The organism is Phormidium sp. CCY1219, assembly GCF_055795085.1.
Genome location: NZ_JAYFEQ010000482.1, coordinates 40,502 through 56,111, shown reverse-complemented (window position 1 = coordinate 56,111; position 15,610 = coordinate 40,502). Strand labels below are relative to the sequence as shown.

Here is a 15,610-nt window from a genome sequence, read left to right as displayed (position 1 = left end):
AACCCAGATCTCAAAGGTCTGGGCGCAGAAGCCCGCGCCGTACCGCCTAAGCGGTCGGCGTCGGGAGTACGTCACAGTCCTTCTGGAACCACTGACAAGGCGATCGACCTTTCCTAACTCTAACCTCGCGCCGGTACGGCACCTCAAATCGATCTCAACGGGAGAACCCTCATCTATGTCACCAGCAAGCCGAATCGAAACCAGAACCGAACCCATGATTATCAACATGGGTCCGCATCACCCCTCCATGCACGGGGTTCTGCGGTTAATCGTCACCCTCGACGGTGAGGATGTGGTGGATTGCGAGCCAGTGTTAGGCTACCTACACCGAGGCATGGAAAAAATTGCCGAAAACCGCACCAACATCATGTTCGTCCCCTATGTCAGCCGTTGGGATTACGCGGAGGGGATGTTTAACGAAGCGATTACGGTTAACGCACCCGAACAACTCGCCGGCATCGAAGTCCCCCGCCGCGCTAGCTACATCCGGGTGATTATGCTCGAACTCAACCGGATCGCCAACCACTTGCTCTGGCTTGGTCCTTTCTTGGCAGATGTGGGCGCTCAAACGCCGTTCTTCTACATTTTCCGCGAGCGGGAAATGATTTACGACCTCTGGGAAGCCGCCAGCGGTCAGCGCTTGATCAATAATAACTATTTCCGCATTGGCGGGGTGGTTGCTGATTTGCCCTACGGTTGGGTGGATAAGTGCTTCGATTTTTGCGATTATTTCGCTCCCAAAATCGACGAGTACGAGCGCTTGATTACCAATAACCCGATTTTCCGCCGCCGGATTACCAATCTCGGTACCATCTCTCGCGAGGAGGCGATTAACTGGGGTCTCTCCGGTCCGATGCTGCGCGCCTCTGGGGTGAAGTGGGATTTGCGAAAGGTTGACCACTACGAGTGCTACGATGACTTCGACTGGGAAGTCCAGTGGGCTACTGAAGGGGATTGTTTGGCTCGCTATATGGTGCGAATTCTCGAAATGCGCGAGTCTCTGAAAATCCTTCGTCAGGCACTTAAAGGTCTTCCGGGCGGCCCTTACGAAAATTTGGAAGCGAAACGCATGATGGAAGGCCCCAAGTCGCAATGGAATGATTTCGACTATCAGTTCATCGCCAAGAAGATTCCGCCTACTTTTAAAATTCCTGAAGGCGAACATTATGTCCGCGTGGAAAGTGGAAAAGGTGAATTGGGAATCTATCTGATTGGGAAGGATAATGTGTTCCCTTGGCGGTGGAAAATTCGGGCTGCTGATTTTACTAATTTGCAGGTTTTACCGCATCTGCTGCGCGGAAATAAGGTGGCAGATATTGTGGCAATTCTCGGCAGTATCGATGTGATTATGGGTTCGGTTGACCGCTAGGGCGTCGGTGTGGTTTGAGAGAACCCAAACCGGAAACCGGGTTGGTGATTTTCATTTTTGCCGGCTGTAGAGACGCGATTTATCGCGTCTCTACGGTTTGTGAATCAATCCGGTTTGTAACCGAGAGGTTGAATCGACGCTTTAGCCGCATGTTTCTCATTCCCAGGAAAACCCTGGGAATGGGTTCCGGGAAAGAAGTGGTTTGCATCTGTGTTAAGTGTGGAAATGAGCGATGGAATTTAATCCGGTTTTATGCGATCGCATTCGAGATCGCATCGCCGAAAGTCCCGAGGGTCGCATTACCTTTGCGGAGTATATGGATTTGGTGCTTTATCACCCCGAGTCCGGCTATTATGCCGCTCATGTGGGCAAGATTGGGGGAGAGGGGGATTTTATCACGTCGCCTCACTTAGGTGCGGATTTCGGGGAGATGTTGGCGGTGCAGTTCTCGGAAATGTGGGAAATTCTGGGTCGTCCAGTGCCGTTTCAGGTGGTGGAAATGGGGGCGGGTCAAGGATTGGTGGCGGGTGATGCGATTAAATACCTGCACCGCTACCACCGGGATTGTTTTGCGGCGTTGGAATATGTGATTGTCGAGAAGTCTCGGGCGATGCGAGAGTTACAACAGCAGAGATTTGCGCCGCTGTCAAGGGGTGGCGCGAATTTGCGCTGGTGTAGTTGGGAGGAGATAGGCGCAGATGCGCTCGTCGGTTGTGTATTTTCAAATGAGTTAGTGGATGCGTTTCCGGTGCATCAAATCGCGATCGCCGACGGAGAGTTGCGCGAGATTTACGCGATCGCACCCCCTGATGACTCATCGCCTGCTGAGGGAAATGATTTGTTTGGGGAGGTGACGGGAGAGCTGTCTACTCCCCGACTCCAGGAGTATTTTGAGTTGGTGGGAATTGATATCACTTCGCCGGCTTATCCGGAGGGATATCGCACTGAGGTGAATCTGGCGGCCCTGGATTGGATGAGTGAGGTGGCGAACAAGCTGCAGCGCGGCTATGTGTTAACCATCGATTATGGCTATCCGGCACATCGCTATTATTCCCCGCAAAGATATCAAGGCACTCTACAATGTTACCGCCAACATCGCCATCACAATAATCCCTATGTGTGGGTAGGACAACAGGATATCACCGCTCACGTCGATTTTACGGCGTTGGAACGCTGGGGCGAGTCCTGCGGGTTGGAAAGGTTGGGGTTTACCCAGCAGGCAATGTTTTTGATGGCCCTGGGATGGGGCGATCGGATTGCGGCCCTCTCTACCCGTGAGGGAATGGATATTGCTACGGCGCTGCAACGACGGGAGGTTTTGCACGAGGCGATCGACCCTCGCGGATTGGGCGGGTTTGGCGTGTTGGTGCAGGGAAAGGGATTGAGTGAGGAGGAGAAAGGACAAGGGTTGAAAGGGTTGAGGATTCCGCCGATGGGTTAGCTACTGTGGGGGCGGGGAGAGGGAGGGGCGGGTTTGGGGTGCGATCGCTCCCTCTGGATTAGATGCTTTTTAGTTCCAGTATAAACCAATTTGACCCTCATTCCCAACCCAAGGAACCACTGCAACGAGGCTCCGTTTTCCATCCATCGCCTGCGATTTAGATTGTCACGAGGATGTGGCTGGTTTCTGCTGGTCAGTCAAACTGGTGGTTATCGGGCGTCAGCTAATTTTCAACCCAAAAAAAATGAGCGAACGAGATGCGATCGCCCACCCCTTGTATAGCACTTTACCTCACAATAAACCGCGATAGCGGATGAACAGCAAAACCACCGCCCAGGAACCCAATGCCACTTTGATAGCCACCAGCATATTCAACCAAGGAATAAAACCACCACTCACCAAGCCGCCAAACTCGCCGTGAGATAATTCTATGCCGATCGGGGTCAACACTGCCAGTCCGATAAAAATCAGCACGGAAACTTTTTCCCAAGTTGCGGCGTGCCATCGTTTGTAGATAGCCTGCATTTGCTCTGTGGAGGAGGTAATGGCTACCAGACCGATCGCGGTACCGCCGGCGACGCCTGCCGCAAACCCACCGCCGGGACTGAGATGCCCGCGAATTGCCAATTCGACGCCTACCAATGCAGCAATCGTGGCACCCAGACGGGCCAACACAATCGAGGGTGGATCGGTAACTTGATAAATCTTACTCGAAGGCTTTTCATTCCCCAGCAAAAACTTCACCCCCGAGACGGCGATGGTAAAGACCACCACTTCAAAAATCGTATCGTACAAGCGATTTCTAAAAATGATACCAGATACGGCATTGGGAACGCCGGTATCGCGAACCACGGTTTCGGCGATCGCCAAGGTGGATGCTTCGCCAAACAGAAAATTAGTGGTTGCCAGCATTTTGAGAGACAGGGCGATCGCTGCCACAAGGTAAATCAATTTCATTGAGGTTGCTCCGTTAAAGCTGTGGGACTGGCTAAGGAGTTTGCATAAGTTAATCTCATGCCTGATGGCAATTCATTTTGCACCATATCGTAGAGACGCGGAATTCTGATGACAATGTGATAGGGTTGCAGGGGTTGGCTGGTTGCCTTGTCTTCCCGAAACTGCTGTTCTGTTTTTTCTGGTTTGATACACAGGGCATGAATTTCTTTGTTTTCCAGGGCTTGATTGAGGGCTATTTCATCGCTATAGCGCACTAACTCGAGCCGCAGATACCGTTTGGCAACAATAGCTCGCAACTGGTCGATCGGTTTGTGGGATGGGGTCTCGCCTTTATTTTTTGCTTCTCGGATAACGCCCAGACGCATAACCATTGACGAACGAACCGCCACTGCATAGAGTGTAATCGAGAGCAAGGTGCCCATCAAAGCTTCCGTCAGGGCCACATCTGCCGCGCCCAAGAGGGCGTACACTAATGCCGCCACTGCCCCTAATATGCCCCGCACGATTAGGGCATGGAAGGGATTAGATTGTAAGACCAACATACAACCCGCTAACGGCAGCAGGGCAACGATGACATAAATATAAATTTCAATCATTTTTGCGCTCTCCACGGGAACAATATGCCAACACATATCCCAAGATTGTATTCCAAATTGCTAGGGAAATGATGGCCAATATCAGCAAAGGCCATTCATTGGGAATTCGCAGAAGCAGTCCGATCGCGATCGCCATCGAGCCGAGGGTATCGCCGACGGAAAGACTATGGAGTTTGAATAACACCGATCGCTCGCCCAGCAAGGGGTAAGTTCCCCAAAACCAAAAGAAAATTCCCAACCCGATACAAGCATAACTCAACAGTTCTATCATATTTCATTCAGTCGTTTAAGAATATGGGCTAACAGCATTAATCCGGCATTTCCCACGCTGAGTATAATTACCCCACCGGCTCCGAGGGTCCAATCGTCGCGGAAAACGGATACCACAAGAATCATCATCGATGTTTTGGTGGCAATACTGGCAAATGCCAACATTTTCTGCCAGACCTCATCATCTTTCCATGCCTCGTATATGGGGATGAGCAGGGCCAAAATCATAGCTATCAGGATGATATTTTTGGGTAAATTCATTGCGGTTCCCTCCGGCGTACCCGATGGACTTCGTACCAGCCTTCTTTGTGATATTTTAAAACAATGGTTTTCGGCGTAAAGGTAATCAGGAAGATATCTAAAAATATCAGTCCAGCGGACCGCCGAGGGGGCACTCGTTGCAGGGTGACGACTTCTTCGTTATGGGGGCGCACGATAATTTCAAATGCTTCTTTATAAGCGATAGGAATGGCTACGATAATTTCTCCCAATGCCCGCAGCCAATCCTTTAACTCCCCCTTGATTTTATGGTTGTGGGGCAACAAAAAGGCGATCGCCACCCCAATCAGGATATTCGGTAGGCTCAGATCGGCGGTGAGCAAGAACCAAATTACCAGTCGCAATATCAGATTTAGATATCCAATCATTGAAATGCCACCCAGAACAACAGGAGCAAAATCAGCGTCATCACGCCGATTAAATGGTCAAATTCCTCGAATATTCGCGGCAATTTAACGGAAAAGTGATGGAAAATAAACGCATAAGCTGCCCCGCCAATGCCGATAACGGCGATCGCTTTGAGGATATTCGCGAGATTGTATGCCGGGTAATATATGCAGTTGGCGACAATTAGCGCTCCGAGTAATGGAATCACCCCTAGCCAAAACCCCAAGGGAATCGGTTTTGATTGTTCGCCGCTTTCATGGGGCAGAAATATCAGTTTAGACAAGGTGATGGCGGTTCCTACGGCCAAAAAATTCATGGGCAATGCTTGCCAATGCAATAGATTTTTGAGGGTCAATACCTTGGCTTCAAAACCAGCCAATAAGGGAAAGCCGGAAATTGATAACCCTCCCATGACGAGGGGAATCCACAGGGCCGTATTCATCGGCTGCTCTTCTAGTTCTTTAAAGTTCCGACTGGGCAAGGCACCGGCAGTTAAAAACAGGGTGGCTTTGGCCAATCCATGCGTTAGGGCATAAAAACCGGCGACTTGCGGGGCAGAGAGTATCCAGCCTAACTGAGAAACGGTGCTAAATGCTAACAGGCGCTTGGTATCTTTTTCAAATACGGCATAGGAAACGCCTAACGCCGCCGTTCCCATGCCGAAAAGCCGAACGATGGGATTAAGCTCTTCTAAAAGTAAGGCGCACCGAACTAAGGGAAAAACGCCAGCTTTGACCACCGCTCCGGACAACATTGCGGACACTGGAGATGCTGATTCGGAGTGGGTTAAGGGTAGCCACAATCCCGATACAAAAATGCCGCCTTTTGTCAATACTCCCAGAAAAATGAGCGCCAGTGCTTCGGGTGGGGAACCGCGCAATCCCTCAAAGTTAAAGGAATGATGGGTTTGATAAACCAACACTGCGCCGATGAGATAAAACAACATTGCAATGTTGCTGACAAACAGATAGCGCAAGGCTACCCAAATCGAGCGATCGCTTAGGGGATAGCTAATTAATAGGGCGGCGGCAATTCCGCTGACCTCTAGTGCCACATACAAGCTGATAAAATCAGTGCAGATAAATGTAGCATTGAGGCTGCCGTGCAGAATAATCATCTGGGCATAAAAAAATGCTTTTTTGCCGCTTTGCCAACAGTAAAGCGTCACCGCCAGCGTCACCAGTGCGTTGGTTAAAATAAAGTAGCTGCTTAAGCGATCGGCGAATAAGTTTACGCCAAAATTATCCAAAACTTCCAGGGAGATCGGCGACTCGATTAAAAATAGCTCCAACGCATATCCCGCCGAGGCAATGGCTGTCAGCATTGCCAGGTAGCGATCGAGTTTCGGGATTAAAAAAATGGTGAATCCCGCTAAAAAAGGCAGAGCAATCCATCCGATTGTCAGACTGTTCATGGGGTATTTTTCTTTTCTATTTCGCTAGTTTCTAATGTCGGATTGTCCCTGGCTAGTTTCATCACACCAACTAGCATTAATGCTTGAATTGAAAATCCAATTACGATTGCTGTTAAAATTACTGCTTGCGGAACTGGATCGGCATATCTTTCCTGTCTTTCATCTAGGATAATTGGTGTAAATAAACCCGATCGCGATGCCACCAGCACATAATAGGCAATGACCCCGGTACTCATGACATCCATAGAGACAATCTTCATTAACAGATTTTTTTTAAAGATTATGCCTAAAAATCCGCACAATATTGTTCCGATTACAAATGCTTCTAACACGGCGATTGTCTGCTAGGTAGGATGGTTTGTAGTTTTCGTTGCAAAACGACTTTTGCCGATCTTACAATATCACCCTATGCTTAGGGAAGCCGATCCCCTGGCTAACCCATCAAAAAAACTAAGGGTATGTATTGATTATAATCTATGGCACTCTAAGTAAAAATACTGTGATGTTGGGTGGCGGACCGCCTCGGTGGGCAAGTGCTTTACCGAATCGGTGCTGATTTTAGTCCCCTCGGCTGTATCCCTTCTCCAGACGCAGAAAGTCTTTTGCTGTGTCACTTAAGCGATATCTTTGAGTTGTCACTTGAGTGATTGGCGAGGAAATTGAACGATCGCTGAGTGTATTCTAGGGATTTTGCGGCGGGCAAGCCTCCAGAAAGGGGGATGCTATGACTCGGATTAAGGCGGTTTCATCAACAGAAAAAAATAAATTCATCCCTCCTCAAACAATATTCTTTTATTTCCATCCCCCCGCCTTGTATGAATCAAACGGTATTTTTTGCTAAAACAAGTATTTCCTGTATTTCTTGCTATGCAAGAGTTTGAATTGTATTTAATCTCTGTTAAAAGCCAGCAAAAGTTTGCCACACAGAGGGGTACACTTTGCCAATTCATCCCCTTAAAAAATAAGAATTAACCCACCGATCGCCCTTATCTGCTGGTAACGGGTTAAAAATTTTTTTTGAGGGGTTGCCAATTTTCTAAAAACATGTAATATTACTTAACAATCAAAGCTTCACTCATCACACAAGAGGAAAAATACCGATGAACGCGAAATTCTGGACGGATCTGAGCAAGCACTTCGGGATGGCGATCGCGATTGCAGGAGCCACAGTTTTGTTGAGCGGACCGGCGCTGTCAAAATCTTGCGATCGCGCCGAGGGGTCGAATTCCAATGGCGCGATCGCTACCCCCGCCGGGGAAAGTGCTGGCGGTGGCGATATGGCGATGGAGGAAAATACCATTGTGGATATCGCCATCAATAATGATTCCTTTCAAACCCTAACGGCGGCTTTAAAAGCGGCGGGTTTAGTAGAAACCCTTGCCGGCGAAGGTCCCTTCACGGTTTTTGCCCCTACGGATGAAGCATTTGCGGCTTTACCGGAAGGCACCTTAGAAGAATTATTAAAACCGGAAAACCAAGACCAGCTCATCGAAATTTTAACCTATCACGTGGTTCCGGGCACGGTGAAATCCGGCGACTTGAGTTCCGGGGAAGTGGCCAGTGTGGAAGGTCGCGCGATTGATGTTAAAGTAGAATCCGATGGCATTATGGTGAATAATGCCTCGGTGGTGCAAGCGGATATCGAAGCAAGCAATGGCATAATTCATGTCATCGATCGCGTCATTTTACCACCGGACATGTAAGCGAATGAAAACGTACCTATAAACTGTAAATCTAGGGTGGGCATTGCCTACCCTAACGTTTTAATTCTCGCATGAACCATGACCAATGAACCATGAACAATAACCAATATTACCTCCTACTTATTTTCCCATTCTTGACGAAGAATCGAGAAAATTTTCATATCATAATAAACCTCATCCTTTAACATTTGTTGCCGCAAAATGCCTTCAAAGGTCATGCCTGCTTTTTCCAAAACCCTTGCCGAAGCGATATTTTGCAGCTTGCATCGACCTTCGATCCGATGTAAGCCTTTTTCGCGAAAACCAAAATCGATCGCGGTGCAGACGGCTTCTGTCATATATCCGCATCCCCAATATTTTGCCGAAAGCGCATAGCCAATTTCGGCGCGATTGTGTGCGGAATGCCAGTTAACAAAGCCACAGGTGCCGATTGCTTGGCGGAGGTTTTTATGCACGATCGCCCAGGGGGCGGTTTTTTGCTGGGCGTATCGCTCTAGAACTGAGGTTAAAAATTGATGGGTATCGTCGAGAGACTGATGCACGGGCCAAGTGACGTATTGTGCCACTTTTGGATTGCTGGCATATTCAAAGATATCCACTGCATCCGCTAGGGTCATTTTTCGCAGCAGGAGTCGGGGGGTTTCGAGGGAGGGTAAGTCGCCAAATGTACGATCGGACATGGGAATTTTCTCGAGGGTGGTTATAGGTAGAGTTTATCAGTTCTGGGGCGATCGCGTCAGAGGTTTTTGTTCCTGTAAGGATGAATGAAAGCCGATGGCCCTAGGAGTGCCGATGGGGATGGAAAACCCGCCTGAAACTGTCGGCATTGCAGATAGGGTTCGGGAATCTTTGGCTCTACAATAATAAGGATGTCCTATTCTGTGCTGGAGAATGATGAAACTGAGCCTGTGCGCGATCGCCTACAATGAGGAACGCACCCTTCCCAAATGTCTCGAGAGCGTGAAAACTTTGGTGGATGAGACGATCGTGGTGGATACCGGATCGAGCGATCGCACTGTGGAGATTGCCCGGGAATTTGGGGCGCAGGTGCATCACTTTCCCTGGTGCAATGACTTTGCTGCAGCGCGCAACGAATCACTTAAGTACGCCACCGGTGACTGGATTCTGGTTTTGGATGCGGATGAAACCCTCATCCCGGAAATCATCCCCCAGATTAAAAGCGCAATTCGAGGAGGCGCAAAATCCACCCCCATTCCTTATATTTTAATTCACTTAATTCGCAAAGAAGTGGGCGCAACTCAATCCCCTTACTCGCTGGTTTCTCGTTTGTTTCGCAATCATCCGGATATCCAATTCGAGCGCCCCTATCACGCAATGGTAGATGAAAGTGTGGAACGCTTATTGCAGCAGCAATCCGATCGATGGCACGTGGGATCCTTGAACCAAGTGGGGATTTTGCACGAAGGCTACCAACCCGGAGCGATCGCTGAGCGAAATAAGTTTGCTCGCGCGCGCGAAGCAATGGAATCTTACCTGCAAGCCTATCCCGGCGATGCTTACACTTGCAGCAAACTCGGAGCCTTATACGTGCAAAGCGGAGAAATCAGACGCGGAATGGAATTACTCCAATTGGGATTGACCTCTAACACTTCCCAAGAGCCGACGATCCAGTATGAACTGCACTATCATCTCGGGATCGCCTGTACTCGTCAAGCGGCAATCGGAAAAGCAAAAACTCACTACGAAAAAGCGATCGCGCAGCCGATTTTACCGGCTCTCAAACTGGGCGCGTACAATAACTTAGGCAATTTACTCCTGCAAACCGGCGACTTGCGCGGGGCGATCGCCGCTTATGAAACCATCTTGCAAATCGATCCCACCCTCCCGGCGGCTCATTTTAACTTGGGAATCGCCCTCAAGGAGAAAAGACGTCTCCCGGATGCGATCGCCTCCTATCGCAAAGCGATTCAATTCAATCCCGACTATGCCGAAGCTTACCAAAATCTGGGCGTTGCCTTGCTCAAAGGCGGTAACGTCCTAGAAAGTTTAGACCATTTTCGCCGCGCGATCGCCCTTTACGAACAACGTCAATCTCCCGCCGCCCCCGCATTGCGCCAAAGTTTAAAAGAAATGGGCTTAAAACTCTAGTCCGAGACGCGGGCAATGGGGAAGCGATCGCCCTTGATTGCGCAGCGCGCTCCAGCACAATTCTGGCGTTGCACTCCCTCTAGGTCGCGGCGATCGTGCCAGCTTGATTGACAGCATCTCCACTCTCTATGCTCTCAAGACCCAGAGTAGACCCGTTTCTGCGCCAGTCTCTCCCTTGGCGGCTCTTGCAGTGGAGAATAAAATAGAACGGTAAATTACCATTGGAAATATAACCATGCCTACCGGCGTATTACTCGACGAACTCGGCGGATGCAATTGTCCCCCTGCTCCAACTCCCGCACCGACTCCCGCACCGCCAACCCCAACGCCCACACCACCCGCCCCAACGCCCACACCCACCCCGGGGGATGGCCTGACGGCGGCGGATTTTCTCGATCTCGATGACGATCCGGAACGTCCGGATGATTTTACCTTGGCTCCCGGGCAACTAGCAGAACGCCCCGGCGGTTTGCGCGCTTTGGCGGGGGATGACACGGTGACTGGCTCGGTTTCGCAAGAAAGCATGAATGGCAACCTCGGCGCGGATATTTTATTCGGGCGAAATGGTGCCGATACCCTGCGCGGCGGTCAAGATAATGACCAAGTGTACGGCGAAGATGGCAACGATATCCTCAATGGCAACCGAGGAAACGATCTGGTGGTGGGGGGTAACGGGACGGATATCGTGCGCGGCGGTCAAGATCGCGACCTGCTCGTGGGTGGCGATGATGACGATACGTTAATCGGCGATGTGGGTCGCGATTTCTTAGTCGGTGGGGCGGGTCGCGATCTGTTTGTTCTTCGAACCGATAGTGCGTCTACGAATGTATCGGAGGTGGATATTATCTTGGATTTTAATGATGATTTTATCGGCCTGACCGATGGCTTGACGGAAAACGATTTGGTTTATGAAGCGTTTTCTCTGGATTTAGAGCCAGAATTGGATATTTTGCAAAGTTTTACCGCCGATGACGTCCTGGTGCTTTCTGAACTGTCAACTGCCGAATTAGACCCGAATGAGGATGGAGTGTTGGAGGGCGTGTTAATTCAAGAGGAAGATACGGGCCGAGTGTTGGCGTTTGTCCTCAATGCTACGGAGGTGGATGTTAGAACGGAAGTGACGCAGGTGGAGGCGGATGTGCTAGGGCTGGGATAGGGGAATCGGGTTCGATGGGGAAACCCGCACTCGCCTGGAATGGCGATCGCACCGCTTCCCCGGGCGCTTCCATCTGTTCGGCAATCACTCGCGGGGGTCGCGCCCCGAGGGAGTCTTGCTCTCCTGTCCGGTGGATGACCGGGAAATTGCCGGCATTGTTTGTCCAGGGAGTCCTCCGGACTGGATCTCAATGGGTCAGGGTGCGTTGTATTGCAAAAGAGGTTAATCGATCCGGAGTCGCTATTGTTTCGTGCAGTTGGCAATCTGCATTGATAATATTGCTGCATTATCATATTAGGTTGAACCGATTGATAAGTAATTTGCCGATAAAAATATTCAAATGATTAATATTTTTGAACGATAGCCGAAAACATTGTAAAAAATTGTAAAAATTAATTGCAAACGCTTGCAATAAGAAACGAAAAATCAATACTTTCGGGGCTTGACACCGAAACCCAAAAATTTTATACTGTGAAAAAATGGGTTATTTATGACTAAATTGCAGTGTGCCTCGCCCAAATGCCGATAACCTCGTGACAAGGCAGGGAAAAAGGAGGGGAAGCCCCCCAGAAAAAGCTGGGGGTAACGCATCAATTTTTTGAGCGAGATGGGCAGCAAGGTTGACAAGATGTCAATTTTATGATATGAAAAGCGGCTATTTTAAACTCATTTAGGAACAACTGTGAGAAAACAGAGAATAATGGGATAGGCGAGTCGCGGTTAGCACCAGACGACCGCGAGAGTCGATCGCCCATCCGGTAGCTTCCACCAGTGGTGGGGGAGTGGGGGAAACTGGCGATCGCGGCAATTGCGGTTGGCGGGTTTGGGATTGTGCGGGAATCCCCGTCGGACGCAAATCGCGCCAAACTGCCGCGCCGATAAAGGGTTCCGTGGGATTTTCCGGCAAGCCGCCGCGCCCGGTGAGTGCAAAGCGATTGCCTTCTTGTGCGGGACAGCCGGTGATGATGCGATCGCTCGGATCTGCGGGAGTATCTTCCAACTCAACCAGTCCCGACGCCGGGTCTACATCCGGTTCTTGGATGTCGACCGCCCCATCGAGACCAAACTGAGAACTCGCGCTAATCTGACTATCGGGAGAGAGAAATAAACCTTGGGTGACAATATTAATATTGCCGCCATTCCCGCCCACCGCATTGGCGCTAATCACGCTACCGTCGAGTGCCACAATGGTATTGGCTGCGATCGCCAAGTTCCCGCCATCGCCGATATCGCCTTGAGCTTCCACCGTAATGGCACTATGGTGACGTAACTCGAGAGTCTGCGCCACATTTAGGTTCACATTACCGCCCCGTCCAGAAGCGGTAGTAGCCTGAATCCCACCCTGACGATCCAACCGGATTTCCGAGGCATTCACCTGTAAAGTTCCCGCATTGCCCGTACCGGCATGTGCCAGATCGAGCAAGCCACCATCGCGAACCGTGAGGCGATCGGTATTAATCGTCACCGCGCCCGTATTGCCTTCCGGAACTGGGGGACTAAAGAACGCTTCCTGGAACGACTGCGGCGCGCGGAAGGCATTCGCACCGATAGTTGAAACAAACTTACTGTTATTAGAAACCCCACTCACGAGAATCTCCGACGCATTCACGGTAATGCGACCCGCGTTTCCCGTCCCGCTGGTAAACGCACCGATACCCCCGCCACCTTCCACGCGGATGCGATCGCCGCTCACTTGAATTTCTCCCACATTCCCCGATCCAAAGGTTTGCAATCCCAGCAAACTCGCCGACCCCAAAAATGGATTTGTCCCCACCACGGCGATTTCCTCCACCGCTTGAATGTTCAGATTACCGCCATTCCCGGTTCCCGACCCCGCAATCGGTTCTCCAATCCCCGACAGAGAGGGAATCACCGCCGAAAATAGGGTAGCCCCTTCTTCCACCTGCAACCGTCGCGTAGAAATCCACACATTGCCTGCATCTCCCGATCCGAACGTAAAACTTCCCATTTGGGTGACGTTTTCCGGATTTAACGGGGTTGCGCCACTCAGGACAATGGTATCGGCATTTACCCTCACATCACCCCCCTCTCCCCTGCCAGAATTAGGTAAAGGCTGTCCCAGGAGTTGTGCAAACACGATCGAACTCAAACCCGCCCCTTCTGTGAGAGTTAAACGAGGGGTGGAGACATTCAGGTTCCCTGCTTCCCCGGTGGCGATCGTCGAGACAAATATCCCAGTGGCAAACACGGGGCTACGGGGATTCACCTTTTGGGCGACAATCGACTCCGAAGCATTGACTGCGAGTTCTCCCCCGCGTCCCGATCCTTGATTCCAACTGCCAATCTGCGCGCCATTGCTGAGGGATAAGTTGGCGGTAGAAAGCTCGATATGACCGCCGTTTCCTGCGCCGAGTAAGTAACTCCAAGCACCACTGGTCAGCAAGGGATTGTAAACTACCGCATTATCTGCGGTAATTGAATGGGCAGTAATGGCGAGATTGCCCCCATTCCCCGTAGAAGTGGAAGCGACAAGACTCGTAATTTGTCCGCCATCGGTAAAGTTTATTTCTCTGGCATTTACGGTAATTTCTCCCCCGGAACCCCGGGCAAAAATTTCGCTTCCGATGCGAGAGTTGAGATTGCGGTTTAAGAAGGTTTCCGGATCGATTTGACTCACCTCTGGGATGCCCGTGGGGGGAATGGCAAACCCCTGAAGGGCTATTTTGTCTGCATTTACCGTTAGATTGCCCGCATTACCCGCCCCGAAACTGAGGGTTTGAATGCGCGATCCGTTGGTGAGGGTAATGGCGGGGGAATTGACCTGAATTTCGCCACTGTTGCCCGTGGCGTTTTCTGCCACTTGGTTGACAATCCAGGAACTAAAAGGGAAAATGGGAGAAGTGCCGGATAAGGTGAGGGATTCGCTGGCAAAGATGGCGATATTGCCGCTATCAAAAATACCGGGAGTTACGGCGGCAATTTGGGCGTTGTCTAGGGCGATCGCGTTCCCCGTGACTTGAATGCCGGCGAGGGGATTATCCGCAATTGTCGGATTGAATAATGAAGTGCGATCGCGCAGTTGAATGTTGCCCAATTCTGTGGCGCGATCGTAGTCCAAAACCATGCCTCCAGAGGTGGGAATTGCAGTGACAACCCCATTTTTCGCGCTGCCAATTTCGATTCTCCCGGAAGGAACGATTATAATTGCGCCGCTGAGGGAAACTTCTCCCCCGACGAGAGCAAAGGTATTGCCAGGAGTGACACCTAAACCTGGAGAATTGGTGGGTAAAATCTCGCGATTGCCGATACCTTGGACTTGAATTGTACCGGAATTAGAATTAAATTGCAATCCCACGGGAACGTTGATGGTTAATAAGGGCGGGGAATTGGGGTTGCTGGCGCTAAAGGTGGTGCGATCGGGAAATTGCACGCTGTTAGCGGTACTGGCGACAAACGACCCGCCAATATTTAATCGGGCATTGGGACCGAAGACAATACCATTGGGATTGAGCAAGAATAAACTAGCATTGGCATTGGCGCGAATTAATCCATCAATAGTAGAAATATTGCCTCCCGTGATGCGGGAGAAGATAGTTTGAATGGTGGGGGAATTGTTAAAAAATGCTTCCCTGGCGGTGGGGACGGAGAATTCTTCAAAGCTGTGAAAGAGATTCACGCCTCTTTCGGTTCCGCCTTCGATGGTGACGGTATTGCCATTGGGTAAGACAACGGAATTCTCGGGCAAAGTTGTATCCGGGACAATTTGGGCGGTGGCGGGGTGAAAGGGAATCAGAAAGGGTGGGGTTAAAAGCAACAGGGCGATCGCCTTCCGGGGGTGCGATCGCGTTTTCGAGGGGGCTAGCCAATGCATATGCGTTACTTGTCAATATCGATAGCGGGTTTTTCAGGGAATATCTGGCGATACTTCTCATTATCCTGGCAAACCCTATCAATTGTCAAGAAAAACG

General features: G+C 50.4%; 14 protein-coding genes. 5 read left to right on the top strand and 9 right to left on the bottom strand.

Annotated elements, in window-relative coordinates; genetic code table 11:
- Positions 1-175: 175 nt before the first annotated feature.
- Together AC0QH1_RS12630 and AC0QH1_RS12625 are read left to right on the top strand one after the other, a co-directional pair.
- Positions 176-1,369 (top strand): NAD(P)H-quinone oxidoreductase subunit H, encoded by a 1,194-nt coding sequence (locus AC0QH1_RS12630; protein WP_324631491.1) that lies wholly within the window; start codon positions 176-178, stop codon positions 1,367-1,369.
- A gap of 232 nt (positions 1,370-1,601) precedes the next feature.
- Complete coding sequence (locus AC0QH1_RS12625; RefSeq protein WP_324631490.1) at positions 1,602-2,810, top strand: class I SAM-dependent methyltransferase; 1,209 nt, start codon at positions 1,602-1,604, stop codon at positions 2,808-2,810.
- Positions 2,811-3,101: 291 nt separating this feature from the next.
- Here AC0QH1_RS12625 and AC0QH1_RS12620 read toward each other — a convergent pair whose 3' ends face one another.
- The 7 genes from AC0QH1_RS12620 to AC0QH1_RS12590 are packed head-to-tail and all read right to left on the bottom strand — an operon-like array spanning position 3,102 to position 7,045.
- Positions 3,102-3,767 (bottom strand): Na(+)/H(+) antiporter subunit B, encoded by a 666-nt coding sequence (locus AC0QH1_RS12620; RefSeq protein WP_324631489.1) that lies wholly within the window; start codon positions 3,765-3,767, stop codon positions 3,102-3,104.
- A complete protein-coding gene (locus AC0QH1_RS12615) occupies positions 3,764-4,363 on the bottom strand; it encodes a DUF4040 domain-containing protein (protein WP_324631488.1) in 600 nt (199 codons plus the stop codon). The genes AC0QH1_RS12620 and AC0QH1_RS12615 overlap by 4 nt, the downstream gene beginning before the upstream one ends.
- Positions 4,356-4,634 (bottom strand): monovalent cation/H(+) antiporter subunit G, encoded by a 279-nt coding sequence (locus tag AC0QH1_RS12610; RefSeq protein WP_324631487.1) that lies wholly within the window; start codon positions 4,632-4,634, stop codon positions 4,356-4,358. Before AC0QH1_RS12610 ends, AC0QH1_RS12615 begins: the two co-directional genes overlap by 8 nt.
- The gene (locus tag AC0QH1_RS12605) at positions 4,631-4,894 is read right to left on the bottom strand and encodes a hypothetical protein (protein WP_324631486.1); all 264 of its coding nucleotides are present in this window, start codon (positions 4,892-4,894) and stop codon (positions 4,631-4,633) included. Before AC0QH1_RS12605 ends, AC0QH1_RS12610 begins: the two co-directional genes overlap by 4 nt.
- Complete coding sequence (locus tag AC0QH1_RS12600) at positions 4,891-5,280, bottom strand: cation:proton antiporter (RefSeq protein WP_324631485.1); 390 nt, start codon at positions 5,278-5,280, stop codon at positions 4,891-4,893. The genes AC0QH1_RS12605 and AC0QH1_RS12600 overlap by 4 nt, the downstream gene beginning before the upstream one ends.
- Entirely contained in the window at positions 5,277-6,713 is a 1,437-nt protein-coding gene (locus AC0QH1_RS12595; RefSeq protein ID WP_324631484.1) for a cation:proton antiporter, read from the bottom strand. Before AC0QH1_RS12595 ends, AC0QH1_RS12600 begins: the two co-directional genes overlap by 4 nt.
- Entirely contained in the window at positions 6,710-7,045 is a 336-nt protein-coding gene (locus AC0QH1_RS12590) for a cation:proton antiporter subunit C (RefSeq protein WP_324631483.1), read from the bottom strand. The genes AC0QH1_RS12595 and AC0QH1_RS12590 overlap by 4 nt, the downstream gene beginning before the upstream one ends.
- A 768-nt stretch (positions 7,046-7,813) precedes the next feature.
- Here AC0QH1_RS12590 and AC0QH1_RS12585 point away from each other — a divergent pair.
- Entirely contained in the window at positions 7,814-8,416 is a 603-nt protein-coding gene (locus tag AC0QH1_RS12585) for a fasciclin domain-containing protein (protein WP_324631482.1), read from the top strand.
- A gap of 116 nt (positions 8,417-8,532) precedes the next feature.
- Here the strand turns inward: AC0QH1_RS12585 and AC0QH1_RS12580 are convergent, their stop codons facing one another.
- Positions 8,533-9,096, bottom strand: a complete 564-nt coding sequence (locus AC0QH1_RS12580) for a GNAT family N-acetyltransferase (RefSeq protein WP_324631481.1) — start codon at positions 9,094-9,096, stop codon at positions 8,533-8,535.
- 214 nt (positions 9,097-9,310) lie between these two features.
- On the opposite strand from AC0QH1_RS12580, the gene AC0QH1_RS12575 reads away from it, so the two are divergent.
- Both AC0QH1_RS12575 and AC0QH1_RS12570 read left to right on the top strand, forming a co-directional pair.
- Entirely contained in the window at positions 9,311-10,525 is a 1,215-nt protein-coding gene (locus tag AC0QH1_RS12575; protein WP_324631492.1) for a glycosyltransferase, read from the top strand.
- A 235-nt stretch (positions 10,526-10,760) separates the two neighbouring features.
- Positions 10,761-11,681 carry a calcium-binding protein gene (locus tag AC0QH1_RS12570; protein ID WP_324631479.1) on the top strand — a complete coding sequence of 307 codons (921 nt, stop codon included), beginning with the start codon at positions 10,761-10,763 and terminating at the stop codon, positions 11,679-11,681.
- Between the two features lie 670 nt (positions 11,682-12,351).
- Here the strand turns inward: AC0QH1_RS12570 and AC0QH1_RS12565 are convergent.
- Entirely contained in the window at positions 12,352-15,513 is a 3,162-nt protein-coding gene (locus AC0QH1_RS12565) for a two-partner secretion domain-containing protein (protein ID WP_324631478.1), read from the bottom strand.
- Between the last annotated feature and the right edge of the window lie 97 nt (positions 15,514-15,610).